The organism is Paenibacillus glycanilyticus (assembly GCF_051200795.1).
In the GTDB taxonomy this organism is placed as follows: Bacteria; Bacillota; Bacilli; order Paenibacillales; family Paenibacillaceae; genus Pristimantibacillus; species Pristimantibacillus glycanilyticus.
This window is the reverse complement of record NZ_CP195155.1, coordinates 5948938-5974741: the sequence shown is the minus strand read 5'-3', so window position 1 is coordinate 5974741 and position 25804 is coordinate 5948938. Positions and strand designations below refer to the sequence as shown.

Sequence of the window (25804 nt, the reverse complement as noted above, 5' to 3'; positions counted from 1 at the left end):
TTAAGAATCTAACGAAACATCATATCGTTATTTGGTTGTTTCGAGACGAAAAGATGGGGAAATACGGGGAATAGCGATATGACGTTTCGTTACAAATCCAAAGTGGCTATTTTGGAGAAAATAGCGATATATAGTTTCGTTAGGATCTAATAGCGAAACCTCCTAAGTATTGGGAACGTAAAGGAAGTATATTATTTAAGGAGTGAACTATTTATGACTGAAAAAGGTTGCGTCAAATGCGGAAGCAAAAATGCAAGAACGAAGGAAGTAGCCATGACCGGGACCGGCTTCTCCAAAATGTTCGATATCCAGCATAACCAGTTTCTCGTTGTGTACTGCGCAAATTGCGGATACTCCGAATTTTACAATAAGGAATCCTCAGCTGGCTCCAACATTTTGGATTTGTTTTTTGGGTAGAGGGTTAGAGGGAAAAAAATCGACGGGCTGTCCTTAATTGGACAGTCTGTTTTTCAATTGCAGGAAAATAATACCTGTTCCCGAATTAGTGTTGGAGTAACTAATGAACAGGAGCGTGTATACGTGAGGAACAGTTTTTCTTTATTGGTAGTAGGTGTAAGCCTAATCTGCTGTACTTCCTTTTTGACGGCAGCGGCTTTTCCTTTTAAGAACGAGCCATTGTTTGTAATCGAGCAAAACGGAAAATTCGGGTATATGGACATAAACGGTAAGGTTAAAATTAAGCCGCGGTTCGATGATGCGCATGACTTTTCTGAAGGCCGCGCGCTAGTAAGGAAAGGAGAGGGAGGACAAACAAAATTCGGCTATATTAATACTCAAGGCCAAGTCGTGGTGCCTATAAAATACGATTATGCAATGGACTATCTTGAGGGGAAGGCAGCTGTTGTTACATACAAAGGGAACGACGTCATTGATACTTCATACATTGATAAATCCGGTAAACAGTTATTTTCCATTGGCGATTTTTTATCGTATGGCTTTACAGAGGGAAGAGCGGCTGTTATCACCAACTATATTGGTTTCGGCAAAGAAAAACCGCGTTTGGGCTTTATTGACACTGAGGGAAAATTTACAGTTCAACCTCAGTACAAATATAACTTCTCGGATGGCATGTCGTACTTTCAAGAAGGCTTGGCGGCCGTTAATAAAGACGAAACCTATGGTTTTATTGACAAGAACGGAAATGTAAAAATAAATTATCGTTTTAACACGGCATTGCAGTTTCAAGAGGGCCTCGCAGCGGTTGAAGATGAGAATGGTAAATGGGGATTTATTGATACGACTGGCAAGTATGTCATTCAGCCGCAGTTCGCAGAAGCAAATTCGTTCCATGACGGTCTTGCCCCCGTGATGCAAGAGGTGAACGGGGAGTCGCTATGGGGTTTTATCAATAAGGAGGGGAGGCTAGTTATTCCCGCTGAATACACCGATGCGGAACCTTTTGCGGAGGGTCTGGCAGCTATTGAGGTAGAAGCAGGCTACAGCGGCAAGTGGGGATTTATCGACAGTCAGGGCAAGCTTGTCATTAAACCGCAATTTGATTATGCGGAGCCATTTCATAATGGATTAGCTAGTGTCCAAATTAACGATGGCTCCGATAATTATGCAAATGCCAGTTACCGTAATGGCTATATTAACAAACAAGGCAAATATGTCTGGAAGCCAAGCAAGTGATATATGGGGAAAGATTCGCTAAGGCGGCCATCAATCCGATGGCTGCTTTTTTGTGCGGAAACTCGCTAAGCAAGCATTATGACTTTCTTCAAAACGAGTAAAATATATTGTAAAACGATAAATGATATGTTACATTCAGAACGACAATAATGAAGTGAGGTGCATGTTTGTGGAACGGGGAACAACGCTCTTTTTGAAGGTGACCGTGTTTCTGATGGGGCTTCCGGTTCTTGCATTGTGTATTTTAGGGTTGCCTGCAATAATGAAAGAGGCTAGGGAAGCTTGGCCGGACAGTTGGGTATATCCGATTATCATCGCGATGTATCTTTCGGCGATACCTTTTTATATGGCTTTGTATCAGGCATTTAAGCTGCTCGGCTATATCGATAAGAACCAGGCATTCTCCGAATTATCCGTGAAGGCGTTGAAAAATATTAAGTACTGCGCGATTGCGATTAGCATTTTGTATGCGGCAGCTGAACCTTTCGTTTATCTCATTGCAGATATGGACGACGCTCCTGGTCTGATCGTTATCGGTTTGGTTATTATCTTCGCGTCTCTCGTAATTGCAGTCTTTGCGGCTGTTCTTCAGAAGCTTCTCAAAAATGCCATCGATATAAAATCAGAAAATGATTTAACGATCTGAGGTGGAATAACATGGCGATCATAATTAACGTTGACGTAATGCTGGCCAAAAGGAAGATGAGCGTGACAGAGCTCTCGGAGCGGGTTGGAATAACGATGGCGAACCTGTCGATTCTGAAGAACGGCAAGGCTAAAGCCATTCGGATTTCAACCTTAAATGCCATTTGCAAGGCGCTGGATTGCCAGCCGGGTGATGTTCTGGAATATAGAATGAGTGAAGACGACACGGAAGATAAAGAGGAATAAAACACAACAAGAAGTTGAGCTGCCGGGATTGTGGTCATAACCCCGTCAAGTAGACATCTATAAAAAGACAACTCTATGCAGCGACCGTTTCACGGTATTCCACCGGGGAACGGTCGTTTAGCTTCTTCTGGAAGCGTTCGTTGTTGTAGAACGAAACGTATTCTTCGACCGCTTGTTCCAATTCAGACATCGTTTGCGGACGAACAAGATAAATCTTTTCCGTTTTAAGATGTGAAAAGAACGACTCGATGCAGGCATTATCATAGCAGTTTCCACGTCTAGAGTGGCTGCCAATGACCCCGAGCTTCTCAAGTTTGCGGTTATATGCGTTAGAGGTGTACTGGAATCCTTGATCGGAGTGCAGGAGAACACCGGTGAGATCTGCTCTCTCGCTTAGGGCGTCGACTGTTTTGGTAACAAGTGCAAGGTCGTTTCGTTCGGCCAACTGCCAGGCAACAATCTCATTGTTGTAGAGATCCAGAATAGCTGAAAGGTATGCAAATTGCTCTCCTACCCGGATATAGGTAATGTCCGTAACGAGTTTAAGCAGTGGCGCCTCTGCAGAAAACAGGCGTTCCAACCGATTGGGATAAACAACAGATACCTGCTTTCCGAAGAAGCGCCGCTTCTTTCGGATCACCGAGCGGATGTCCAGTTTCTTCATGAGCCGATAAACACGTTTATGGTTCACATGCAGTCCTTCGCGTTTCAAGGCGACTTTCATGCGTAAGTAACCAAAGTAAGGGTGTAGTCGGTGGATCGCCATGATATGCCTCTCTAGAAGTCGCTCTTCCTGTATACGAGCGGTTGGATCGGATACCCTTTTCCGCCACTTGTAATAGCCTGCTCGTGATACCTCGGCAAATTTCAGAAGCCAACGCAACGGATACTTTTGCCGCATTCCCTCAATGATCTCAAAACGAATGGCTTTGCTAGTCACTCCCCGTGTAGATTTGGATACCGCTTTTTTAAGTACTCAATCTCCGCTCTTAGGTAAGCCATTTCTTCCTCTACGCTGCTAAACTTAGTCTTCGGTTTACCCTTTCGCGTAGCTTCTTGTACGAAGGGCTGTCCTGCCCGATGTCGTTTGACCCATACCTCAACCTGCGTTTTGTTTTGTATTCCCAGACGCTTCGCGACCTCACGGTACGCCAAGTTGTCCTCCGTAACCAGCCTCACTGCTTCTAGTTTTAAATCTTCAGGATAACTTTTGTTCGTACGACCTATTTTCCCCATGAAAAATCCCCTCCGGCAAACAACTAGTAAGTTCATCTTAACAGATGTCTTTTTCTTGTTGTCTACCGTGAGGGGATAATACCATTGAGGCGGCTTTTTGTTTTTTCTCCCGAAAAGTAATGCAACCAGCAGGAGGATTAAACGCCATAAGAATGGAAGAAATAGATAAGTAAATTTCCGTTTTAAGGAGGAGAATCTATTGATTCATGACAATGTCATTTTATCGTATACGGTAGATCTGCAGAATGAACAAATAGTGATTCATACAAGAGACCAGTCATCCTTAAAGGAAGTTGATATTGTATTAAAAGAAGTAAGTTGCCATCATTTTGAGCACCAGTTGAAAGGCAGTATTGTTCTTGCCATGACCGTATCTAACATTTCCAGTTTTATAGCAGGGAACATTGAAATCCTGCAGAATGGCAAGAATCACGGTTGGCCAACTGCTTACGAAACATTAGACGAGCTGGAGCAAAAGCTGACTGAGAGCGGATATAAATATTTTAATCTTTACTCCTCTTACGGAATGAATGGTTGGATTGTGGCTAAGGATTTGGAGGTCGTTAAGAAGGGCGAGGAGGAATAGAAAGCATGAAGTTTCGCGCTACGATCGAGCTAAGCAAAAAGACAGCCACGGGCATTGAAGTTCCCGCGGAGGTTATAGAGAGTCTTGGTTCAAGCAAGCGTCCGGCTGTTTGCGTTACGCTCGGCGAGTATACCTACCGTACAACGGTAGGATCCATGGGCGGAAAATATATGATACCGGTCAGCGCAGAAGTGAGAGCAGCAGCCGGGGTTGCGGCAGGCGAAGAGGTTGAAGTGAACATAGAGTTGGATAACGAGCCCAGAGAGCTTGTTGTTCCGGAGGATTTCTACGGGGCACTCGAACAGCAGCTAGAAGCGAAGCGGTTTTTTGAGGGATTGTCGTACAGCAATAGGCGGCGTTTCATTCTTAACATTGAGGAAGCAAAGACGGCTGAAACGCGGCAGCGACGCATGGACAAAGCCATTAGCTTGTTGAGCGAAGGGCGAATTCAATAAAAAGTTAATAATGTGAAAGCCCCGTTATCATCTACGATGATAGCGGGGCTTTTTGCTCATTAAGCGTTGGTATCCGAAGTTGTAGCGCTGTCCGTACCTGCTTGATCCTTCGGTTTTGCTGCACCTCCGCGGTGACCGCCATCGCCTTTAGGCTGGAACTCGCCGTTTACGATGCTTTGAGCCTGCGCGGCAGTACCTTCTTTTTTCGTTGCGGCTTCATCGGCTGTCAGCTTGCCGTCGGTGACGGCTTGATCGATTTGTGCATGAATCGCAGTTTCGAGCGCGTTAACTACGGAATCCGTGCTAACTCCTTTCGCTTCAGCGATATCGGCGATTGTTTTGCCTGCCTGCAGCTCTGTTTTCAGTTCATCCTCCGTCATATTTAATGCCGTAGCAACGGTATCCAGGTTCTGTCCAAAACCACGTCCTCCCCTGCGGCCTTCGCGTCCTTGGGCAATTTGATCGGAGTTAATCAGGTTGTCCAGATTTGCGGTGAACTTGGATTTTTCGTCCGACTGGTGTTGTTCAAAGGCGGTTGTCAGCGCCGCTTTCAAATCATCATTGGAAACGCCCTGCTCTTTGGCGATATCCGCAAGCGTGCTGCCTGCAGCAAGCTTCTCATTAAGCGTGTCACGATCAAGCTTAAGCAGAGTAAGTACGGAGTCGGAGACGAAGTTGCCTCCGAAACCGCCGCGGCCATGTTTGCCGTCTATTTGCTTAGTGGTATCCGTCTGAACTTGCGCGGTATTTGAAGGGCTTGTGGTCGAAGTTGTGCTTGATGCTGCAAATGCGCTTAGCGGAACCATAACCGCCAAAGTAGCCGTAATTCCGATTGTCTTTAAGTATTTGTTCATTTCCATTGCCTCCTTAGGGCTTGTAGGTTGTCTTACAGGACCCATTATGGACACGGTACCTTAAATGGAACTGAAATGAATTTAAATAATTTCAACAGGTAAAATGATGAATTCCTTGCTCCGTTGTTAGGGTAATAGAAAATAGATATAATAATTGGATTAAACTCAAAAGGCCGCCCCATGAGTCATAGAAATGACTTATGGGGCGGCCTTTTTTTGTGTTTGCCGACGGCTGTTTCGCTAACGAAACGCAGTATTCTTATTTCGCGATAATTCGCTGATTCTAAAGGCTAACGAAACCTGGTAACGTTATTTAGCGATATCGAGGCTAAAACTAGCTTCAAAGCAGCAAATAGCGATATAGGGATTCGTTACATTTTTAATCGCATCGAATTCGGGCAATTAGCGTGATGTAGTTTCGTTAGGGTTTTAACGCGTCCCGTTCTTATGCTGTACAGGAAGCGGCGCCTGGCAAAGCCGGTTGGTAAAGATGGAGCCCCATACAGCGACGCCAACAAGCGTAAGCGTTGCAAGGACAGATAAGAACAACGGTGGAATGAAGCTGTAGAGCAGGAACAAAGCAACGAGTACGATGATTCCAACCGTATACGATGCCGATACAACACCGGCTGCGATCCGCATGAACAGCATATTGCCAAGCAAATAGAGAGCGGGACCCGCCATAATAACAAGCGCTGTCTTAAGCTCGATATGTCCCGTCGGATGCGCGAGCACCAATTCGTCCGCAACGGCCGACAGGATGATGCCCGCAACCAGAAGCAGATGGGTATACGTATAAGCCGAACGGGCAACTCTGCCCGGGTCCTCGGAATGCGAAATAAAATGATGGCCAGTCTTAGACGTCATGTTGAAATAGATCCACCACATCGTAACCGTGCTGACAAAAGCTGCGGCAAAAGACCCCAACGTGAGCATATCCCATTCGAGCTCGGCGAAGGTTGCCCCCGTAACCAGAATGGATTCGCCAAGCGCGATAATAATAAACAATCCGCATCGCTCGGCCATATGGGAGCCTTCCACATCCCAGACGGTGGTAGGGGTTTTTCCAAGCTTCGGCGTCCAGAAGCCCATCGAAGGAGAAAGATATTCAATGAATAACGCGATGCACCACAAAGCAAGTCGGTTCTCTTCATGCGCAATTCCTCCGGCAACCCAGAAAATTCCAGAAAAAGCCAGCCAGCTGAATATCCGGATAAAATTAATCCGAAGCTCGGTTGAGCCATGCCGGAGAACCCAGACGGTATAAGCGGTTCTTCCCACCTGGAACAAGGTATAGGCACATGCAAAATAAATTCCCGTTTCCTCAAAAGCTTCCGGCAGCGATGACGACATAATAAGTCCCACCAGCATAAGCGCAATAAGCATAAACCGGACGCGTTTCGTTTCCGGATTAAGCCAGTTCAAGACCCAAGCGGTAAAAATCCAGACCCACCAGATCGCCATCGTCAGAATACCGAGATGAATGGCTCCTTCCAGAGTGAAATTTTTCAGAAAGGAATGGGATAACTGGGTAACGGCGAAGACAAAAATCAAGTCAAAAAACAATTCGATAAAAGATACTTTCCCGGAATCAATACTGCCCCTGCTTCGGAACAGCATCGAATCTGCTGTCAACCTCTTCATTCGTTCTCTCCTTTGTCCTGTATTTCCATAGTTTTCGTAGATTGTATCACGGTAGGCTTGAAAAGTCTTGATACAACAATGAAGAAATTGGGTAAATTTGTTCTGAATAGGCAATACTACCGCATGGATAGGAGGGAATACGAATGATATCAAAAGAGCTGTACAAAACTAGCGTAAAAGCGGTTGGAGGCCGTAACGGCCGTCTCGAATCGGATGATGGTCTGCTGGCCGTCAACGTGCTTCATCCGAAGGAGCTCGGAGGACCGGGAGGAGCAACCAATCCGGAGCAGCTGTTTGCGGGCGGTTATGCCGCATGCTTCGAGAGTGCTCTGAATGTGGTATGCCGTGAAAGAAAAATAAAGCCGGACAGCACATCCGTAACGGCGCATGTGACGTTGGGCAAGGATGCGGAGGATAATTTCGAGCTTGCTGTTACGCTTGATATTACCTTGGCTGGCGTGGAACGCGCCCAGGCTCAGGAGCTTGCCGAAGCAGCGCATCAAGTGTGTCCGTATTCGAGAGCAACCCGCGGCAACATTAATGTTCAACTCAACGTGATTTGACCTTGCTTTGATGACGAAGGGCCCATCCGATCATAATATTGGACGGGCCTTTTCGAAAAGGAATTTTCGTAAACGGCATGAATGATTAACCATCATAGATCTTTATGGAAGCAGGGACATAGGTTGTCCCTGCTTTTTTCGTGAATCGATACCTGCTACGCGTTGTTAAAGATTGATTCGCCTCAGGTCGAGCTTACTCTGAAAGAGCCGGTGCTAATGAAAGCCTCCTATGGCAGAAGCAAATATGTCACAACAATTATATTCAGGGCCGATGAGCCCGGACGCATGATGGAAGAGATTAAATCGAAGATGGATCGTTAGGATATCATTTAATCATTTTCCGAATCTGAATCAATTCATTGATATAGAAATCAACCTGCTGCTGGATGTTTTCGGTTTGTCTGAACTGATCAACCTCGGAACGTGATTCGGCGAGGCTTGCCTCTTCCAGCTTTCGAAGGGCAATGCCGGCTGCTATTGCGGCTACACCGTCTCCAATGGTTGCGATAATGGCGCCAATATAGCCAAGCCGGGCGGCGATAAGATCCACGTAGTCACTAGATGGATTGCTATTACTATCGCTGTTATCGCTGTTATTGTTGTTATTGTTATTGCTTGTACTTTTGTTATTGCTATTACTATTGCTTTTGCCCTTACTTTTGCTTTTACTGTTTCCGTTGTTTCTCCTTTGACCGTTGTTGTTCCCCATGAATTATCTCACCTCGCCCAAGCTCTTTATGACTTCCCCGATATTAGCCTATGCAGGAGGGGAGGGCGGGGTATGGGCGGCATTCAGCCTAAACGAAAAAGCGCTGAACCAACGGTTCAACGCGTTTTCCTCTATACGGCTTATTTCGCTGCTTGCAATGCTTCTTCCAGACGATCCCAAGTTTCCGAAATGCCTTGCAGCATCCCCATGTCCATAACCGTCTTCAGGGCGTCGCCCGAAGCATACACGGCACGGTTGATCAGCTTTGTTGTGCCATCTCCCAGATCAACAAATTCCAAAACGATATCGGTAGCAGGCAATTCTTCATTAATATTGCCTTCCGCATCGGAGAAATAATCCGTGTAGCTGAAGCTGTTCGGCTCATCGATTTCTTTGTATACGCCTTTGCCCCACGATTCCATGCCGTAGAAATCGCCTTGGCTTTGATCCATGCACTTCATGCAATAATGCCAAATGCCGCCCGGACGGAAATCGATTGTACATACAGGCACTTCCCAGCCGCGTGGTCCCCACCAGCGCTTCAGATGCTCCGGTTCCTTGAACATCTTGAACACCAGCTCGCGCGGTGCTGTGAATACGCGCTCAAGCACCAGTACATTTTCATTCTCTACTCTTGATACGATTGCATTTGTCATTTTAATTCCTCCTCAATATGGTTGTTGGGACTTGGTAACTGTTCTTTGCTTTGCAGCTCCCGCAGGTAGTTCTCCAGGTTATCGTAACGCTCTTCCCAGATCCGGCGGAAGGAGTTCACCCATGAATCGAGCGAGTGGAAGGGCTCTGGCCGGAGCTTGTAAAACCTGCGGTTTGCCTCCGCCTTCACTTCTACAATGCCGTGTTCGCTAAGCACTTTCAGATGCTTCGAAGCTTGAGGCTGCCTGATCCTCAGCTTGTCGGCGATTTCTCCTACTGTCAGGGGACCGTCACGCAGCAGCTCGACAATAAGCTTCCGATTTGGTTCAGCTAATGCGCTTAACGTCGTCATATCCAAGCCCGGATTATGTCCTGACATGCCTTTCACCTCTTTATGCGTCAGTCTCTCCGGTTGTTGATTTAAATATACACCAAAAGGAATATTCCTGTAAAGGAATATTTAAAGGTTTTTTCGAAATAAGTTCAGCAACATCATTCCGGATGACTCCGTCAACATCATCGAAAGGGAGGTTAAGCTATGAAAAAGCTGTTGTTTGCTGTCTTGTTGTTCGTAACGACGATCTTAGCTGCTTGCCAGGACAAAGAAGTAACCGAAGCACCGGCAGAGCCTGACCTGATTCTTCATCTCAGCAAATCGGAAGGAAAAGACTACTCGCTTTATAAGAAAATCGAAGATAAAGAAACGGTAACGATGGTGATGGATCTTTTATCTCAAGTCGATTGGGAAAACGCGGAAGTATCCATGTCCCGGCAGCCGGATTACAAAATTCGAACCATTAATAGGGATTCAACCGTCAGTTACGAGCAAGCTACATACGCGATATGGATTTCCCCGCAGAAGGACCGCGTAGAAGCAGTAATTGAAGGGCAGTCCAAATACGGAAAAATGACAAAGGAGAATACGAAAAAACTGCTGCCTATTCTGGAATCTCCCTGATACCTAACGGACCGGCATACTTTTACGGTTTACCGCGCTACCCGGCACTTGATCCTGACGTATAAGGGGTATACTAGGAATAAAAGGGAAGGGAGCAGAGCGATTGGGATGAGTTCAAGTTCAATTAAGGAGCAGAACAAGGTACTATTGAGGTCTTTTATATTCACGGTTCTGATTCTGTTCGTGTTCGGATGGATCGCACAGCTTGTGAGCGGACAGAGGATTGCTGCTTTTGATAATAAAATGACGGACGCCATTCGAAGCGTGCGTTCCGATGCCATGACGGTCGTTATGAGAGTATTTACCGAGCTCGGGTCGGAATATCTGGTCATCCTTATCGTTATTGCCTTTTCGTCGCTATTTGCGTTTATCGGCTACCGGAGAGAGCTTATCTTCTATTTAGGCGTGATCGTGAGCTCGGCATTGCTGAATCTGGTGCTCAAGACGATCTTTCATCGGGCAAGACCGGACATTAACCGGATTATCGAAGCGTCGGGCTTCAGCTTTCCAAGCGGGCATTCCATGTCGGCTTTTACGTTATACGGCATTACGATTTATTTCCTGTGGAAGCATTTGAAGTATGGATGGATGCGGGCGGTTGTGATCTTGGTTGGAATCGTGATTATAGCCATGATCGGGATCAGCAGAATTTATCTTGGGGTACATTATCCAAGCGATGTGGTTGGCGGTTATTTGGTCAGCGCGGCGTGGCTGATGATGAGTATCGGGTTATACGAGCGATTTTTGGAGCAGCGATGGCTCTCCCGGAAGTTTCGGCTTGGCGGCGGCAAAAGCGAAGGACCCTCCTCAGTATAGGATGGTCCTTTTTCATTTGCGGCAGCGAATCATCTTTTCCTCCAGGTGAGCGGCTTCATCACATGCAGCAGCGGAGTAAGGAAACCTTTGCGGCGGTCTTTTTTCAAATCGCTGTCGTATTTGACGTAACGTCCGGAGCGAATGGCGTGGTCGAGCTCAGCCTGGCGCAATTTATGCAGCTGGTCGACGGTGTGATAATCGTTGTAATTGTACGGCATTTCAACATCCCCTTTAAACGGTTGAAGTATTTGCTTTCTTGTTTTCATTATGCAGGTGAAACAAAGAGGTAAAAAGTGTAGAATATTTGCAATAGATTTCCCCTTTTAGCGAGGTGAGGAATAGTGCTGGCATTGGAACGTTATTTGACCTTATACAACCGGTTTGCCGGCGCGCCTGGAGCAGGCGCTACAGCAGAGGCGTCCCTGGAGCAGGTGGCGGAAGCTTTATTTTGCACGGAGCGTAATGCCAAGCTGGTAATCCGGAAGCTGACGGAAGAAGGACTGATCGATTGGCAGGCGGGACGGGGCCGAGGCAACCGTTCGCAAATTACGTTTCGGGAAGATCGGGAGAAGCTGCTCCTTGACCTGTCGAGGCGGTATGCGGAGGACGGCGAATACAATAAGGCGTTCCATCTCCTCCAATCCTATGGAGAAGGGACAGGAGCGAACGAGAAGTTTATGGAATGGATGAGCGGCAGCTTTGGCTTCCGAAGACAGCCCGGGAAGGAAGCGGATGTGCTCCGTCTCCCGATTTTCAAGACGATTATGACGCTTGATCCGGCTGATTTTGTCTATTCCTTATGCTCGCATATGATTCAGCAGATTTTCGACCGGCTTGTCCTGCTGGATGAATCGACCGGACAGATTAAGCCCGCTATCGCGCACTATTGGGAGCATAATGAAGACGCAACCGTATGGACCTTCCATCTGCGGAAGGGAATCCTTTTTCATGGCGGACATGAGCTTACGGTGGAGGATGTTGTATTTACGGCGGAGCGTCTGAGGAACGGAGGCAAGCGCAACAGCTGGATTATGCGTTCCCTGGAGCGGGTGGAAGCCGTATCGGAGCGGATTGTAAGGTTTCATCTAATCAGGCCGAACTGGCTGTTTCTGAAATACGCGTCTTCGAATGTGATGGCGATACTGCCGGTCAATCTGCTGGGGTTAAGCGAAGAGCAGTTCTGGCAGCTGCCTTCCGGTACCGGACCGTTCCAGATTGACGAGTGGAAGGACGGCAGGCTGCTTCTGGGAGCAAATCCGCATTATTATCAATCCCGTGCCCATCTGGATCAGGTAGAGATCGTTCATGTGCCGCAGACGGAAGCTATAAAAGCCGGAATGACCAGCTGGCAGCAGTTGATCTGCGACCCCACTCTTAGGGATGTAACGGCGGAGAACGGCTGGATTCAAATCGAATCGAGGAGCTTATGCACCAGTCTGTTAAGCTGGAATATGAAGAAGGCTGGTCCGCAGAGGTCCGAGACTTTCCGCCGTATCGTTAACCGGCTTATTGACCGCCATGCCATGATTCGGGAATTGTCCGGTTATAGGGATTTTCCGGCAAGAGGATTTTTCCCCGAGCTCTTAGGCGCTCATGAACCAGAAACGAATAGTCTGGGACCGGAGGAAGCAAGCAGGCTGCTGCTTGAAGCAGGGTATGACGGGACGCCGATGTCCTTATGCTCTCATCCGGGTCATGCCGAGGATGTGAACTGGATTGCGGATCGCTGCCGCCGCGCGGGTATTCCCGTAGAGGTCCGTATTGAGGCGCCTTATACGATTCATCATGTCCTGGATGAGATTGATCTGCTGTTCCATGCGCTTGTATTTCCGGAGGAGGACGTAAGTCTCATTGAGGGCTGCGAGCAGGAGGGAAGCTTTCTGAAGGAGCTGATGAGCCCGGAGCTGTCGATCTGGACGATGGAAAGCTTCGATCAGGCGCTGGCAAGCGAAGATCCGGCAAGTCGAAAGGCGATTTACACGGCTATTGAAGAGAGACTTAAAGGCGAAGCACAGGTGCATTTTGTCCTTCATATGAAATTTCATACCGATTACCATCCTTCGTTAAAAGGTGTCCGGATCAATTCGCTTGGGTGGATCGATTTCAAGGATATTTTCCGTACCTAATTATTAACGCGATTGACGGTCTGCCACCGGCAGGCTGTTTTTTGCGCGTACTATTCGGGTGAGGCTTGCGTAAGGCCAACCGTTAAAGCCCGGTTCGTCCACATCACCTGTTGAACCTCATCCGCTTGCGCGGCTTGGCATTGCACGATGACGGTAACCTCCGCTTTGTGCCTGTTGTGTTCTTGGTGTTTCTTCGCGAATACGGCATTGATGCCGAATCCCAGGAAGAAGCCAATAAAGGCGAAGATTAGTCCCCATATAACCGGCCCCCATGTCCATATAAATCCAAGGCTGGTGCCAATAACGGACAACCCCGTAGCAAAGGCCAAGCCAATCTCGATTCCTGTCGAGAGCGAACTCTCCTTATTTGGCTTATCGAATTGAAAAGTCTTGGATTCCTTGTCCATGCATACGACTAGCAGTCGTTCCTTGGATAGGCCTAAACTTTCCAATTTGGTCAGTGCTTGCTCAAGCTCTATAGAATGCTTGAAGGTGCCAATAATAATCATCTGGTTTCACCTGGCTTGCCAAAAAATTGTACAGCAGAGGAGCGGTAACGTTCTGCCAGATGCTGGCGCTGCTCCAGGCTGAAAAGCTTATTATGCTCTTTAGCTTTTATAAAGGCATGATAGACGGAACCGCCAATAACGGAAGGCATAAACAACAGCCAGTGCGCCCGCAAAACGGCGATAGACTCCGAAAGCCTGCCGGTCAGGAGGTAGACCAGCGATTCATGCGCGTGGGACAAAACAACATAGAGCCACCACCAGAACATCGCATAGAAGGCCAGGCCAATCCGATGATTATATAGCTGGCCCATGCCAGGAAAGAGCAGGGAAATGACGGCTGCGGCTAACGGACTTTTAGGCTGGATATATTGAACCTCGGACGTAAACAGCTTCATGCTTGGCAGAGGCGCGTCTTTTAGCTTGGCAATCCGGTAGAGCTTGTTCTGATAGACCGCGGAGCAATAGCAATCCCACATCGCGACGAAATAAATAATGATATACCCAATCACATACCTTGGTTCCAGAACCTCCGAAGCCTCCGCGAAATTCCCGCATAACGTATAGACAATGGCATCGTTGACATGGCCAAGCGTGTTGAATATCACTTCCGATAACGTAAGGAAGGTTCCTCTTAAATATTGGTTCAGCAAAAAATGTCCGAAGCCGGGAAAAGCCGCCGACCACCACCAGACCATATAGGGATTGCAGGAATGTATGGAAGTAATGCCAAACGGGCTTAGCTTGGCAATTGGCCTACGTGAGGGGTTCAATGATCAGTTCTCCCTTCGAAATCGCATGGAGGATTTCTCGGCAATAATCCGGTGAAGTCCTCCAAGCAGCTGAATAACTAGAATTTGCAGCATGAGCATAAGGACAACCAGTCCCATGCCGGATGTATATAAAATTTCCCGCCGGCTAAGCCACCAGTAGCCGCAGCCGAGCAAACCAATGACGATTGCTTTCCAGATCCAATGGCTCCGCAAGGAAATTAACAAGGCAAACAAGACGGAATCGATATGGACAATTAAGGTAGCGAAAGCCAGGTTATCTCTTGCGGGATCCTCAAACCATCCGGGTCTGAAGCCAATTTGGTGAAAAAGAAGCAGAAAGCCGGACATGAATGTTCCTTGCAGGGATACATTAATGATATAAAGCATAATCAGACGGAACAGGTAGGGCTGATTCCCTTGGCTTAGCCTTTTCCAGAGCCAGTTCCCCATAATGGGCAGCAAAATTAAACCTATTCCCGTATAGATGAGTTTCCACCAACGATGCTCGAAAACCCCTAAATAGATAAAGGTTTGTTCAATTCCCATAAACCCCACGGCAATAAGCAAAACCCACCGAAAGCGAATGCCGAAAGCGGCAATTAAGGTGCAGATAGACGGCACGATAAACCCGTTCGATACAATAGAGCCTATCGCGCTGTCATAGAACGAATTACGCAGTATCCCGGGCTTATAGCTGTAGCTGTTAAGAAGTACAAAGATGACAAGCTCCAAGATGTAGACCGCCCCGGCTATGCAAATATAGAAGGGAATGATCTTTAAGCTTTTTGTTCTGAACCAGGAGAGCGCGATAAACACTAAACTAGCAATAATAAGGAGCAAATACGGGACAAACGATGGAATAAAATCATCTCCGGGTCGGCAGAATGTAGGGACTGGAATTATTTTTCCAATTTTATTCTAATTTATTCCATTGATAATATCTTTGCCGGTAAAGATGGAATAAAGGCTTTTACATCAAACCTTCAATTGTACGGAACACTCCCTTAATGTTCATCAATAAAATAGGTCTTGTACCACATTTCACCTAAATGGGAGAGTGAATTCATGTACGCGTCACCAATGAAACGAATGGTGAAAACAGCTGTAGCCGGAACGATGGCAGCGGCTCTGCTTGCGGCTCCGTTCCTGTATTCGCAGTCGGCTTTTGCCGCGGTTGGCACGCCTAACTATGAGGTGAAGCTGACCCTCGATCCGGCTCTTGTGCTGGATTCGAGCCATAATCTAGTCAACTCCGTCCGCAGCGAATTCGACACGGGGAGCTCGTACAAATCCTACAAAGTGCAGTACATGGACACGGCAGCACAAAGCCTGCAAGGTCAAGGCTGGAGCGAACGGATCCGCAAGCGGGACGATCAGAGCAACCATGAGATTCAATACAAGAAGCGTTATGATGTAGTAAACGGCAATATTAACGCGGCTTTGACGCAAGCCGCAAGCGAGGGGCTTGATTCGTCTTCCGGCTTTGACTTCCAGGTCGATTGGGGCTACTCCAAGCAAACGCTCAGCATTGATTACGAAAAGGATGTGACGATCTCGGGCTCCAGCGGCAGCGGTCTCAAAATGCCAAACGAATCGACATCGCGCACGGTATCGGTATCTAACGAACCAAGCAAGTTTGCGAACTGGACAAGCACGGGCTGGGGTACGGCGCAGCTGAACAACGCGTTGGTGTACGGCCCGGTTGATTTCAAACGTTACGAGGGTACGTTTGACGATCTCGATCTGGACATCGAGGTGTGGACGGTAATGAATGAAGCCAAGACGGGCAACGAGTATTGGGTAGAAGCCTCCTTTAAGACCGACAGCTACAGCGAAGCAAGCTCAACCCGAACGGCACTTATTAACGAGCTGAATAGCAAAGGCTGGCTGATTCCGCAGGATTTGCTCCGGACGAGCCAGATTATTGAGCGTTACGCACCAGCTCCTGCCGTACCGGATACAACGGCTCCGTCAACTCCAACGAATGCTGCGGCAACGTCCGTGTCGAGCAGTCAGATCAATCTGAGCTGGACCGCTTCGACGGACAACGCCGGCGTAATCGGCTATAACGTTTACCGCAATGGAGTGCTGGCCGGTTCGACAACCGGCACTACGTATAGCGACACTGGACTATCTGCTTCCACTAGCTATTCCTATACGGTGAAGGCGAAGGATGCGGCGGGCAATGAATCCGCGGCAAGCGGCACGGTCAGCGCAACAACGCTGGCAGCCGGCAACGGCGGTTCAACAGGCGGTGCATATAATGTGAACGGCAGCACGGGTACTTACATCGAGGCGGAGAATTACACGGCGAAAAACGGTACTTTCGTCAGTGCGGCTTGTTCGGCCTGCTCGAATGGCTTAAACATGGAGACGCCTAACGGCTCCGGCGACAGCAATACGAACTATATCGCGTACACGATTAACGTGACGAACGGCGGCTCCTTCTACGTGCATGTGCTGAGCAGCGGCGTCGACACCAGCTCGGACAGCTTTACGGTAGCGATTGACAGCACCTCAGGCTCGCAGTTGACAACAACTTCAAACGGCACATGGGCCTGGAAAAAACCAAGCAGTTCAATTTCAATCGCAAACGGCACGCATACGCTTTATATTAAAGTTAGGGAAGACGGCGCGAAGGCAGATAAAATCTACCTGTCGAAGTCGAGCACGGCGCCAACCGGACTTGGCGGAACGGCCGCCGTACCGGTGAGCTAAATAGCTATTAAACAGAGCGGACACCTGATGGTGTTCCGCTTTTTTTTTTTTTTTTTTGTTATTTTTTAATCGTTTGGTCGCAGGACTAATCTTCTATTAATCTAGTAGTTCTATAAGACTATTTTCCTGAAAATGAATTTACAACCATGCATAATTTACTATATTATACAGAGCAGAATCCAAGATTATCATATCTTGCATATTTCTATGAACCGAAAAAGGCAAACCAGCCGCAAGGCTGGGACGCAAAGTCATGGGTCCCCCGTAGGATCGCCAGACCGCCGAAATCGCCGTGTCCGATCTATGCTTATAGCCGCACGCCTATTTTGGCGTTGCGGCTTTTTTTCGTGTCGACAACTAGACGGGGAGAGAAGAGAGAATGAAGGTTCGGGGAATATCGATTGTATTGATTGTGTCCTTATTGCTGGGGATGGCTCCGGCAACCGTATGGGGAGAAGCTGCGAAGGTAACAAGTCAGTTCGCGGCGGATCTGATTCCAACAGGGACAAGCGCCGATGACTCCGGCCAGGCTTGGACGGATGGGCCAAACAAGACGGAAAATCCGCTGTATTATTCGTTTAATAACGAGCAGGTATTACAAGCCATGACTGATCTTGGGGAAGACCACACGGGATCGGGCGGTTCGAGCCTAAAGATGAATGATACGAAAGCGATGTTTGATGAGCAAGCCGGACAAATTACGCTCAGCTGGAAAGACAGCCTGAGCAGTTGGATAGACTCGCAGGAAGGCGAGCCGCAAAGTCCTCCTGCCGGTTATCAAGTCACGATAACCGTAGAAGATTTGGCAACGAAGAAGAGCTATACGCTCGCCGGCGGCAAGAAGGATACAAGCGGCGAGAACAGCATCGTATGGAACGGGAAGGATGCGGACGGCAACCTGCTTCCTGACGGCGTTTATTACTGGACGCTTAAGGCAGATACCGTGCCAACGGTAACCTTTAAACTGCCCCCGGCCGAAGAAGGCGGCGAACCGGTCCTGAAGCCCGTGAAGGCGCCTGCCTACTCGATGGAGAAGCAGATGATCCGCCTGGACCGCAATGGTCCGGAGATAGCCGCCATTCATCCGCTTGGCGGCCAGAAGGTTGCGGTAGAAGTAAGAGATGCCGTAAGCGGCGTGAAGAAGCTGTCGGTTACGGGCGCTGCGCAGCTGACGAAGGAGTGGACTGGCGATGAGCTCCCTCTTGGAACGGCGGTGCCGATTACGGCAGGAAGCGGCGAGACGATTCATATTAAAGTCGAGGATGCAGCGGGCAATGTAACCGAGGATGAGCTGCCGCTGTATCCGTTCGTCACCGGTACGGGTGATGCGGACAGCATTCCTTATGCAGAGTCTCAGGTAGCCGGACAGAATGTACGGATTAACCTGGCATCGGGCAACGGCTTGCAGAGCTTTGACGGGTTCACGCAGGAGCGCCCAGGTACGGATCTTAATTTCTATCTGACCTATAACCATCAGAACCGGATCAAGGGAAAGCTGGGCTATGGCTGGAGCTTCAGTCTGGATTCCCGGCTGACCAAATGGCCGGACAAAGGCAATATCACATGGACAGGCTTCGACGGGACCGTCTATTGGTTCGAGCCTGCCGGAAATAACCAATATGTCACGTATGCGAATGGACAGAAGCAGCATTTTCCAAGCTTGACGTTTGATCCGGATTCAAGCTCCGCGGACAAGGACGCCTATATCATGGAATGGCCGGACCAACTGCGCTACCGCTTCCATAACGACGGGCGCTTCTGGCTGATCCAGGACCGCTATACGACGGAGATGTCCTTCGAATGGGAAGAGGTGTCGACGGCTTACGGCAGCGATTACCGGATCAAGAAAGTATTCGATATCGAGCAAAAGGACGTTGTGACCTTCAACTACGAGAAGGGCAAGGATACGCTGAGCTCGACGATTATTGCCGACATTGACGGTTTGGGCAATGAGATCGACAGCGAGAAGCGCAAGTTCTACTTCATGTACAATAAAGCCGGCGAATTTGTTGGTTATCGTGCGCCTTCCCAGACGATTACGCGTTTCGTCTACGATGACCTGCACCGCGTTGTCAAAGTGATCGATAACGGCAATAACATACGCGAGGAAGAAGGGGCAACGGAGGAATCCGTTACAACCGCATGGAAATACGGCGCGTTGAACCGGGTTGAGCGCATCAGCATGACCCGCAGTCAGGACCAGGCGGAGGAGTTCCTCGGCGTATCGTATGGAGCGAATGAAGCAACCGTGCAGCAGCCATCCGGCAGCTATAAGCTGAGCTGGGACCGGTATCTCCATCCGACGCAGATGGTCGAGACGGTGAAGACGGTTGATGGAGACAGACAAGCAACTACGTCTTATGCCTATAGCGGCAACAATCTGATCCGCGTGACCGATCCGATGAACCGCGTAACGCGTTACCGGTACAATGATGCGGATATGGTCGTGGCGGAGCAGAGTCCTTCAGGCCGCATTGTGAATTACTCCTACGATGAGGATCTGGATCCTACAGGCGAGACGGGACCTAACGGGCACCGGATTGTGATCAGCTATAAGAAGGATAACCGGAAAATATTGACCCGTACTACAACGCAGGCTGCCATTGATCCGGCTGGCGTTAATGATGAGGCCAGCATCAGCACCGTTGAAACGTATAATGCCAAGGGTGAATTGGTTAAGAGAACGGACGGCAACGGCAATGTTTTTAACTATACCTATGACGACAATGGGTTCGCAACAAGCGACGGTACAACAACCTCTTATGAGAATGACCAGAACGGCAATCATAAATTTATTATTACGGATGCGGGAACGGAAGATGAGGCGGTAACGACCCAAGTGTTTAATGCCGTAGGCTGGCTGAAGCATCGGGAGACGCCGGAAGGTCTATCAGAGGATTTCGAATACGATCCGTGGGGACGGATGACCAAGCAGGTACAGCGTGACCTAGGCGATACGTCGAAGACGCTCACAACGACCTACCTTTACGATGACGGCGGCAACCTTATTGAGCAATCGGACGGCTTAACGTCTACAGCCTACACCTATGATGGAATGGGCAGACAGCTGACGTCCAAGATTACGGCACTTGACGGAACGGAAGGAACCATTACCGAATCCTATGTGTACGATAGCCGGGGATTAGAGATCAAGCATACGGATTCCCGCGGCGAAGCAACCGAAACGGCGTATAACGTTGCTGGAGATCCGGTGCGTACGGTTGTATCGCCGGGCAACGAAACCACAACAACCGAATATGATGCGGCAGGACGTATGTCCGCGGTTGTTGCGGCAGACGGAGGAAGAACGGAATACAAGTATGACAGCTGGGACCAGGTTGTCGAAGAGAAGCAGCTTATTCAGACGCTGTTCCCCGGCAATATGTCCGTTGCGCGCTCCAGCTCTTCGAGCATGCAAGAGGTCGTAACGACATACCGGTACGATTCGGCCGGACGCCAGATCGAGCGGAAGGACCCGAACGGATCATGGGCACGAACCGTGTATGACGGGAACGGTCAGCCGGCAGAAGTGACGGCAGGCGGACCCGTTCCCGAGTGGAACGGGACGATGCTTGCGGCAGGCCTGTCGGACAGCCTGTATCCGGGGCATGAGGTGCTTCAGACAAGGCAATATGCCTTTGACAAGCTTGGCCGGGTGTTGAGCGAGACGGACAGCAACGGCAATAAAACGGAGTATCATTATTCGGGCCGGACCGTTAAGACAAGCACTCCTGCGCTTGATGAGAACGGTAAGGCAGTCCGTTACGAGCGTACCGAGGTATACGACACGACCGGACAGGTTGTGCGATCCGTCTCCGAGGCCGGCGATGTTATGACAAGCCGGTATGACGCTTTTGGCCATGTTGCGGAGTCCGTGAATGAGGAAGGGCAGAAGATTGTCTCCACCGTCGATGTCTATGGCCGTGAATCCGCACGCACGGAAGAAGTTGATGCGGATTCAGGCAGCGTTCAGAAATTTACGTTCAAGAATGACGCGTGGGGTAATGTAAAGGAAGAGCGGCGCCAGTTAAATGGCAGCGAGTGGGCAACAACTCTATACAGCTATACACCGGAAGGGGATTTGCTCAAGGAGACCTCACCGGAGGGGCTTGTTACCACGTACAGCTATGACGAACACGGACGTATGAAGGATAGCGTTGAGCAGAACAAGGCCGGTGGTTCGGTAGAAAACCGGACAACATCTTATACGTACGATGCAATGGGCAGACAGACGAAGACGGAACAGCCGGACGGCAGTCAGACGCAGACGGTCTATAATACAGCCGGTCAGGCGGTTCTGTCGATCGATGGTCTGAACAATATCGAAGAGAGCCGCTATGATGCCGGAGGCCGCCTTGTTGCATCCATTGCTTATAAAGCAGGAACGACGGCTCTTAATGAAGCGAATATTTCGGCAGTCAGCCAGTATGTGTATGACGGGGCCGGTAATGTCGTATTGGAAAAGGATCCTAACGGCAATCTGATCCGTTCGATCTATGACAAGAACGGAATGCTGAGCAAAGAGATTCACTACGATGGCGGGTCGATGACTGGAGAGTCGATCGAGAGTACGTTTAGCTACGATCCTCGAGGCCTAATGATTGCTTCCATCGACGGCAATGGTCATCCGACAACCTATGCTTATGATGCAGAGGGTCAGCAGGTGCTGGAGAAGGATGCGGTCGGCCAGTGGACCAAAGCGGAATATAGCCCTGCCGGATTTGTTACGGCAGAGCGCCGTCCGCTTGGCCGGGATACGGAGTGGAAGTACGATTATCGCGGCAACCTGCTCGAGGAGAAGGATGCGCTTGGGCGTACGCAGCGCTTCAAGCTGGATCTGGATGGCCGGACGGAGACCGAATACAATCGTCTCGGCGAAGCGACCAAATATGATTACGATACCGAAGGACGCTTAACGGCAGAGCAATCGCCTAGCGGCGGTCCGTTCAGCTATCGGTATGACTCCGCCGGCAACAAGCTGGAAGAGGTTCGCCCGGTATATGGTACGGTTCACTACGATTATGATGAGCGGGACAGCCTGACATCCATCGAGGAGCCGCAATCCGGATCAGGCAGTCTAAAAACCTCCTACACGTATGATGCGGAGCTGAACCGGACCAGTCAGCAGGATGGCAACAGCCAGCTGACGACTTACAACTATGACGAGCTTGGCAGACGTCTGCAGAAGGTCGTTGTCCGTTCGGAGGACGGCAAGGATGTTTTCGAATATCAATATGACCCGAATGGCAACCTGCTTGAGGAGAAGAAGCCGGGCGGCCTGACGACGAAGTATCAATATGACTTCATGAACCGCAAGATTCGGGAAGAGTACAGCGATGGTACCTGGTACGCCTACACCTATGATAAAGCAGACAATATGCTGACCCGTACCGATAAGAACGGAACGATCACTTACAGCTATTACGACAACAACCAGCTGAAAGAAACGGTATACCCGAATGGCGACCATGTCGTATACGAGTATAATGCCAACGGCGAGAAGGAAGCAGAAATCGTTAACGGTGTCCGTACCGAGTATACGTACGATGCAGGAGGATACCCGACAGGTTATACCGATAGCAAAGGGTACAAATATGAATACCAATTCGATGCGGATGGTTACGTCACCTCGGTGAAATATCCGAACGGCACCGTTACCGCTACCGATTACAAGCCGGGTCATCTGATCGGTTCGCAGAACACGACAAGCGCAGGCGCATCCTTGCACGACAGCCAGTATGCGTATAACGCTCGCGAGTTCATTACCGGCGTTAAAGAGCAAGGCGATAACAGCCGATATACGTATAACAACAGAGAACAGCTGGAGCGGGTAGAAACTCCGGATGGCGATGTCATTGTCTATCAATATGACGGAGCGGGCAACCGTACCATCCGCAAAGCGATCATTCAAGGTGCAGCAGAAGACAAGAACAAGGTTATTACAACGGATGAGCTTGTCCAGATGGTTCTTGAATCGTATGGCATGAAGCCAAGCAAGGATACCAAGCCTTCCAACCCTTCCAATCCCGACGCAGGAAACCCGGGCATTTGCGAGCCGAACGGCAACGGCAACGGCAACGGCAATGGTAATGGTAATAGCGGGAATGGTAACGGAAACGGCAATGGTAATAGTGGGAATGGCAATGGCAACGGGAAGAAGACAAGCTTGTCTTCCATGAGCCAAATGAGTCTATCGAGCGGCCCAAGTCAATACGCTGCAAAGAACGATAATTCCGGCGGAGCGGACAAAGGCAACGGAAACGGAAACAGCAACGGCAATACCGGCAACGGTAACGGAAACAGCAACGGAAACAGCAACGGAAACAGTAATGGTAATACCGGCAACGGCAACGGCAACGGCAACGGCAACGGCAACGGCAACGGCAACGGCAACGGCAATGGTAACGGTAATAGTGGTAACAGTAATGGAAATGGAAATGGAAATGGCAACGGCAACGGTAATGGAAATGGCAATGGTAATAATGGTAACGGCAATGGAAACGGGAATGGTCATGGCAATAGTAATGGAAATGGCCATGGCAATAGTAATGGAAATGGCAACGGAAACGGCAATAACAATGGCAACAACGGCGGTGGCTGTGGCTGGTTGAAGGCGCTGGAGAATGGCAACGGCAAGAAGTTGGGCCTTTACAAGAAGCTTGGTGCTGCATTCGGAGCAGCGGAAGATGGAACCATAACTCCGGAAGTGGCGACGATGTTCGAGACAGGTCAAATCGAGCATCTCTTGGCAGCCATCGACAACATTGTTAACGGTGAAGTCAACCTTCCTCCGGGCGAGCAGACTAAGCTGTTCGAACGTATTCGTCAGGTTGGTAAAGGGTATACGGTAATCGGCACGAATTATTCGTATAACGCCCGTAACCAGCTAGTCCATCGCGAGAATCTGATCCGTTACGAGGATTACGACTATTCCTATGACGAAGCAGGCAACCTGCTGACGGACGGGCGCAGCAAATACGAATGGAATGCGCTTGGACAGTTGACGAAGGTAACATTCCCGGATGGTTTTGGCGAGAAATACACCTACGATATGCTGGGACGCCGGATCAGCAAGACAGATTTCAACCATAAGGGAGAAACGCAGGAAGTTACCTCTTACACGTACAAAGGCGATACGTGGGCGATTACCGAAGAGCGCGACGGCAGCGGTCAAATAACGAAGTCGTATACGTATGACGCGAATGATCGGCCTTTGACTATTACGATGGAAGGCCAGACGTTCTGGTACGTGTACAACGGACACGGCGACGTTACGGCACTGACGGACAAGAACGGAAAAGTAGCAGTTCGTTACGAGTACGATGCATGGGGTCTTGTCACCCGTATGTACAACGGCTTAGGGGAACGTGTCCGCGAAGGCATCGGCTGGATTGGCGACCTTGGCACCGGCAACGGCAGCCCAGGCTCCGTACAAGGTCCGGAGGACGAGAGTGGAAACACCGAGCCGGATTATCATCCGGGTAATGGTAACAACAACGGGAACGGCAATGGTAAAGGTGCAGCGAAAAAGGATAAGGCGGTGCAGGAAGCTACATCTACTCAAGCTGTAACGGAAGCAACCGTCACTGAACAAGCTGATACAGCTGCTGATACAGTAAGCGTAGATCTGTCAGCCGAACTATCTACTGTAGAGACCGAACCAACGGATGATATTACAACGGACTTGGTCAAAGAGAACCCTTACCGCTACGCAGGTTACTATTGGGATAGGAAGACGCAATATTACTACCTGCAAGCGCGATACTATGATCCTCGCTTGGCACGGTTTATTTCTGAGGATACGTATGAAGGGGAAGTAGAGCAGCCGCAGAGCTTGAATCAATATGTGTATGTGGAGAATAATCCAGCGATTAATAGTGATCCAACTGGAAGATGGTGCACTGCTACTGTAAAGGGTAAGTTCTACTCCCATCCTGGATATTGCAGTGGTCGTGGAGGAAATCAATACTACTTGGCAGATAACAATGCATTGAATTTTGGAAGAATGACATATAACGCTGGAAAAGAAACAGGAAGATGGTATCCTAAAAATGCTTTTTATCTTCCATGGGATCATTCAGGAATCTCAGATGCTACCATTGGTTGTTACTATGATAGCAATTGTTTCAATTTTGTAACCTTTGGTATTAGTGGGGTTGCGGTTAAGACTCCAAGTCTTGTAAAGACCACTGGCAGCGGGTTTAAGAAAGCTTGGACATGGGCTAAGAATTTGGTTATAGGCACGCCAAAGACCACCTCAGTTATTCGAACAACTGAAGAATCATTAAAAAAAATAAATCAGATTAGGCAAATATATAATGTTAGTAGTAAGAGGAATATTGCATTTGCTGAATATGAATTTAGTGGCATCAAGGGAGAATTGATTGGAATTAGCGGCAACGCAGAAAGAGCAGGAACAGTCGGTGTGCCAAAACAACGAATATTTACTACTATTTCTACTGGAAATAACTCGCGTACTTTAGATTCAGAGGTTAAGATATTGGAGAATCTGGCTTCAAGATTACAAAAGAATACTACCGGTAAGATCTATTTGTTCTCTGAATTACCTTTTTGTGTTTCGTGCTCGGGAGTTATACAACAGTTTAAGAATATGTACCCTAAAATAAAGATAGTAGTAGATCATGGGCCAGGAAGGTGAGGA

22 protein-coding genes and 1 riboswitch are annotated in these 25804 nt (G+C 48.9%); of the genes, 12 read left to right on the top strand and 10 right to left on the bottom strand.

Features of this window, described 5'->3' with window-relative positions:
- The first annotated feature begins 213 nt into the window (after positions 1-213).
- From ACR9FF_RS26935 to ACR9FF_RS26920, 4 genes are all read left to right on the top strand, one after another.
- On the top strand, positions 214-417 hold the full coding sequence (locus ACR9FF_RS26935) for a zinc ribbon domain-containing protein (protein ID WP_201007783.1): 204 nt from the start codon (positions 214-216) through the stop codon (positions 415-417).
- Between the two features lie 123 nt (positions 418-540).
- Entirely contained in the window at positions 541-1653 is a 1113-nt protein-coding gene (locus ACR9FF_RS26930) for a WG repeat-containing protein (RefSeq protein ID WP_435166767.1), read from the top strand.
- A gap of 169 nt (positions 1654-1822) precedes the next feature.
- Positions 1823-2299: a DUF2975 domain-containing protein gene (locus ACR9FF_RS26925; RefSeq protein WP_201007782.1), complete on the top strand. Its 477-nt coding sequence runs from the start codon at positions 1823-1825 to the stop codon at positions 2297-2299.
- Between the two features lie 11 nt (positions 2300-2310).
- Entirely contained in the window at positions 2311-2544 is a 234-nt protein-coding gene (locus ACR9FF_RS26920) for a helix-turn-helix domain-containing protein (RefSeq protein WP_201007781.1), read from the top strand.
- Between the two features lie 73 nt (positions 2545-2617).
- Here ACR9FF_RS26920 and ACR9FF_RS26915 read toward each other — a convergent pair.
- A protein-coding gene (locus tag ACR9FF_RS26915) for an IS3 family transposase (RefSeq protein WP_435166763.1) occupies positions 2618-3780 on the bottom strand; the annotation gives its coding sequence in 2 pieces (ribosomal slippage) (positions 2618-3504 and positions 3504-3780; 1164 coding nt in all).
- Between the two features lie 199 nt (positions 3781-3979).
- Here ACR9FF_RS26915 and ACR9FF_RS26910 point away from each other — a divergent pair.
- The gene (locus ACR9FF_RS26910) at positions 3980-4366 is read left to right on the top strand and encodes a hypothetical protein (protein ID WP_317981372.1); all 387 of its coding nucleotides are present in this window, start codon (positions 3980-3982) and stop codon (positions 4364-4366) included.
- A 5-nt stretch (positions 4367-4371) separates the two neighbouring features.
- Positions 4372-4821 (top strand): YdeI/OmpD-associated family protein, encoded by a 450-nt coding sequence (locus tag ACR9FF_RS26905; RefSeq protein ID WP_435166760.1) that lies wholly within the window; start codon positions 4372-4374, stop codon positions 4819-4821.
- Positions 4822-4880: 59 nt separating this feature from the next.
- On the opposite strand, the gene ACR9FF_RS26900 is transcribed toward ACR9FF_RS26905, so the two are convergent.
- Both ACR9FF_RS26900 and ACR9FF_RS26895 read right to left on the bottom strand, forming a co-directional pair.
- On the bottom strand, positions 4881-5675 hold the full coding sequence (locus tag ACR9FF_RS26900) for a hypothetical protein (protein WP_435166757.1): 795 nt from the start codon (positions 5673-5675) through the stop codon (positions 4881-4883).
- Positions 5676-6104: 429 nt separating this feature from the next.
- Positions 6105-7319, bottom strand: coding sequence for a low temperature requirement protein A (locus tag ACR9FF_RS26895; protein ID WP_435166754.1), 1215 nt, complete (start codon positions 7317-7319; stop codon positions 6105-6107).
- A 143-nt stretch (positions 7320-7462) separates the two neighbouring features.
- Between ACR9FF_RS26895 and ACR9FF_RS26890 the strand changes: the two genes are divergently transcribed.
- A complete protein-coding gene (locus tag ACR9FF_RS26890) occupies positions 7463-7882 on the top strand; it encodes an organic hydroperoxide resistance protein (RefSeq protein ID WP_435166751.1) in 420 nt (139 codons plus the stop codon).
- Between the two features lie 325 nt (positions 7883-8207).
- Here ACR9FF_RS26890 and ACR9FF_RS26885 read toward each other — a convergent pair whose 3' ends face one another.
- The 3 genes from ACR9FF_RS26885 to ACR9FF_RS26875 form a co-directional block, all read right to left on the bottom strand.
- Positions 8208-8591: a hypothetical protein gene (locus ACR9FF_RS26885; protein ID WP_435166748.1), complete on the bottom strand. Its 384-nt coding sequence runs from the start codon at positions 8589-8591 to the stop codon at positions 8208-8210.
- A gap of 140 nt (positions 8592-8731) precedes the next feature.
- Entirely contained in the window at positions 8732-9247 is a 516-nt protein-coding gene (locus tag ACR9FF_RS26880) for an SRPBCC domain-containing protein (RefSeq protein WP_201007774.1), read from the bottom strand.
- Entirely contained in the window at positions 9244-9624 is a 381-nt protein-coding gene (locus ACR9FF_RS26875) for an ArsR/SmtB family transcription factor (protein WP_127492598.1), read from the bottom strand. The genes ACR9FF_RS26880 and ACR9FF_RS26875 overlap by 4 nt, the downstream gene beginning before the upstream one ends.
- 159 nt (positions 9625-9783) lie before the next feature.
- Here ACR9FF_RS26875 and ACR9FF_RS26870 point away from each other — a divergent pair, with 159 nt between their 5' ends.
- Both ACR9FF_RS26870 and ACR9FF_RS26865 read left to right on the top strand, forming a co-directional pair.
- A complete protein-coding gene (locus tag ACR9FF_RS26870; protein ID WP_435166743.1) occupies positions 9784-10203 on the top strand; it encodes a hypothetical protein in 420 nt (139 codons plus the stop codon).
- Between the two features lie 108 nt (positions 10204-10311).
- The gene (locus ACR9FF_RS26865) at positions 10312-11019 is read left to right on the top strand and encodes a phosphatase PAP2 family protein (protein WP_435166740.1); all 708 of its coding nucleotides are present in this window, start codon (positions 10312-10314) and stop codon (positions 11017-11019) included.
- Positions 11020-11048: 29 nt separating this feature from the next.
- Here the strand turns inward: ACR9FF_RS26865 and ACR9FF_RS26860 are convergent, their stop codons facing one another.
- A complete protein-coding gene (locus ACR9FF_RS26860; protein ID WP_435166737.1) occupies positions 11049-11237 on the bottom strand; it encodes a hypothetical protein in 189 nt (62 codons plus the stop codon).
- A gap of 123 nt (positions 11238-11360) precedes the next feature.
- On the opposite strand from ACR9FF_RS26860, the gene ACR9FF_RS26855 reads away from it, so the two are divergent.
- Positions 11361-13145 carry an ABC transporter substrate-binding protein gene (locus ACR9FF_RS26855; protein WP_435166734.1) on the top strand — a complete coding sequence of 595 codons (1785 nt, stop codon included), beginning with the start codon at positions 11361-11363 and terminating at the stop codon, positions 13143-13145.
- Positions 13146-13195: 50 nt separating this feature from the next.
- On the opposite strand, the gene ACR9FF_RS26850 is transcribed toward ACR9FF_RS26855, so the two are convergent.
- The 3 genes from ACR9FF_RS26850 to ACR9FF_RS26840 are packed head-to-tail and all read right to left on the bottom strand — an operon-like array spanning position 13196 to position 15156.
- Complete coding sequence (locus ACR9FF_RS26850; protein WP_435166731.1) at positions 13196-13654, bottom strand: hypothetical protein; 459 nt, start codon at positions 13652-13654, stop codon at positions 13196-13198.
- Positions 13651-14424 (bottom strand): hypothetical protein, encoded by a 774-nt coding sequence (locus ACR9FF_RS26845; RefSeq protein WP_435166728.1) that lies wholly within the window; start codon positions 14422-14424, stop codon positions 13651-13653. The genes ACR9FF_RS26850 and ACR9FF_RS26845 overlap by 4 nt, the downstream gene beginning before the upstream one ends.
- Before the next feature lie 3 nt (positions 14425-14427).
- Positions 14428-15156 carry a hypothetical protein gene (locus tag ACR9FF_RS26840; RefSeq protein ID WP_435166725.1) on the bottom strand — a complete coding sequence of 243 codons (729 nt, stop codon included), beginning with the start codon at positions 15154-15156 and terminating at the stop codon, positions 14428-14430.
- Positions 15157-15489: 333 nt separating this feature from the next.
- Here ACR9FF_RS26840 and ACR9FF_RS26835 point away from each other — a divergent pair, with 333 nt between their 5' ends.
- Both ACR9FF_RS26835 and ACR9FF_RS26830 read left to right on the top strand, forming a co-directional pair.
- Positions 15490-17142 carry a fibronectin type III domain-containing protein gene (locus tag ACR9FF_RS26835; protein ID WP_435166722.1) on the top strand — a complete coding sequence of 551 codons (1653 nt, stop codon included), beginning with the start codon at positions 15490-15492 and terminating at the stop codon, positions 17140-17142.
- Positions 17143-17352: 210 nt separating this feature from the next.
- Positions 17353-17428: riboswitch (cyclic di-GMP riboswitch) on the top strand.
- Between the two features lie 93 nt (positions 17429-17521).
- Positions 17522-25801: an RHS repeat-associated core domain-containing protein gene (locus ACR9FF_RS26830; RefSeq protein WP_435166719.1), complete on the top strand. Its 8280-nt coding sequence runs from the start codon at positions 17522-17524 to the stop codon at positions 25799-25801.
- Positions 25802-25804 lie beyond the last annotated feature (3 nt).

What these genes read in the sequence shown, in the direction of transcription:
- ACR9FF_RS26900 (WP_435166757.1), bottom strand. Translation starts at nt 5,675, where the DNA reads ATGAACAAATACTTAAAGACAATCGGAATTACGGCTACTTTGGCGGTT.
- ACR9FF_RS26850 (WP_435166731.1), bottom strand. Translation starts at nt 13,654, where the DNA reads ATGATTATTATTGGCACCTTCAAGCATTCTATAGAGCTTGAGCAAGCA.
- ACR9FF_RS26920 (WP_201007781.1), top strand. Translation starts at nt 2,311, where the DNA reads ATGGCGATCATAATTAACGTTGACGTAATGCTGGCCAAAAGGAAGATG.
- ACR9FF_RS26890 (WP_435166751.1), top strand. Translation starts at nt 7,463, where the DNA reads ATGATATCAAAAGAGCTGTACAAAACTAGCGTAAAAGCGGTTGGAGGC.
- ACR9FF_RS26905 (WP_435166760.1), top strand. Translation starts at nt 4,372, where the DNA reads ATGAAGTTTCGCGCTACGATCGAGCTAAGCAAAAAGACAGCCACGGGC.
- ACR9FF_RS26885 (WP_435166748.1), bottom strand. Translation starts at nt 8,591, where the DNA reads ATGGGGAACAACAACGGTCAAAGGAGAAACAACGGAAACAGTAAAAGC.
- ACR9FF_RS26935 (WP_201007783.1), top strand. Translation starts at nt 214, where the DNA reads ATGACTGAAAAAGGTTGCGTCAAATGCGGAAGCAAAAATGCAAGAACG.
- ACR9FF_RS26865 (WP_435166740.1), top strand. Translation starts at nt 10,312, where the DNA reads ATGAGTTCAAGTTCAATTAAGGAGCAGAACAAGGTACTATTGAGGTCT.
- ACR9FF_RS26835 (WP_435166722.1), top strand. Translation starts at nt 15,490, where the DNA reads ATGTACGCGTCACCAATGAAACGAATGGTGAAAACAGCTGTAGCCGGA.
- ACR9FF_RS26875 (WP_127492598.1), bottom strand. Translation starts at nt 9,624, where the DNA reads ATGTCAGGACATAATCCGGGCTTGGATATGACGACGTTAAGCGCATTA.
- ACR9FF_RS26880 (WP_201007774.1), bottom strand. Translation starts at nt 9,247, where the DNA reads ATGACAAATGCAATCGTATCAAGAGTAGAGAATGAAAATGTACTGGTG.
- ACR9FF_RS26870 (WP_435166743.1), top strand. Translation starts at nt 9,784, where the DNA reads ATGAAAAAGCTGTTGTTTGCTGTCTTGTTGTTCGTAACGACGATCTTA.
- ACR9FF_RS26830 (WP_435166719.1), top strand. Translation starts at nt 17,522, where the DNA reads ATGAAGGTTCGGGGAATATCGATTGTATTGATTGTGTCCTTATTGCTG.
- ACR9FF_RS26895 (WP_435166754.1), bottom strand. Translation starts at nt 7,319, where the DNA reads ATGAAGAGGTTGACAGCAGATTCGATGCTGTTCCGAAGCAGGGGCAGT.
- ACR9FF_RS26860 (WP_435166737.1), bottom strand. Translation starts at nt 11,237, where the DNA reads ATGCCGTACAATTACAACGATTATCACACCGTCGACCAGCTGCATAAA.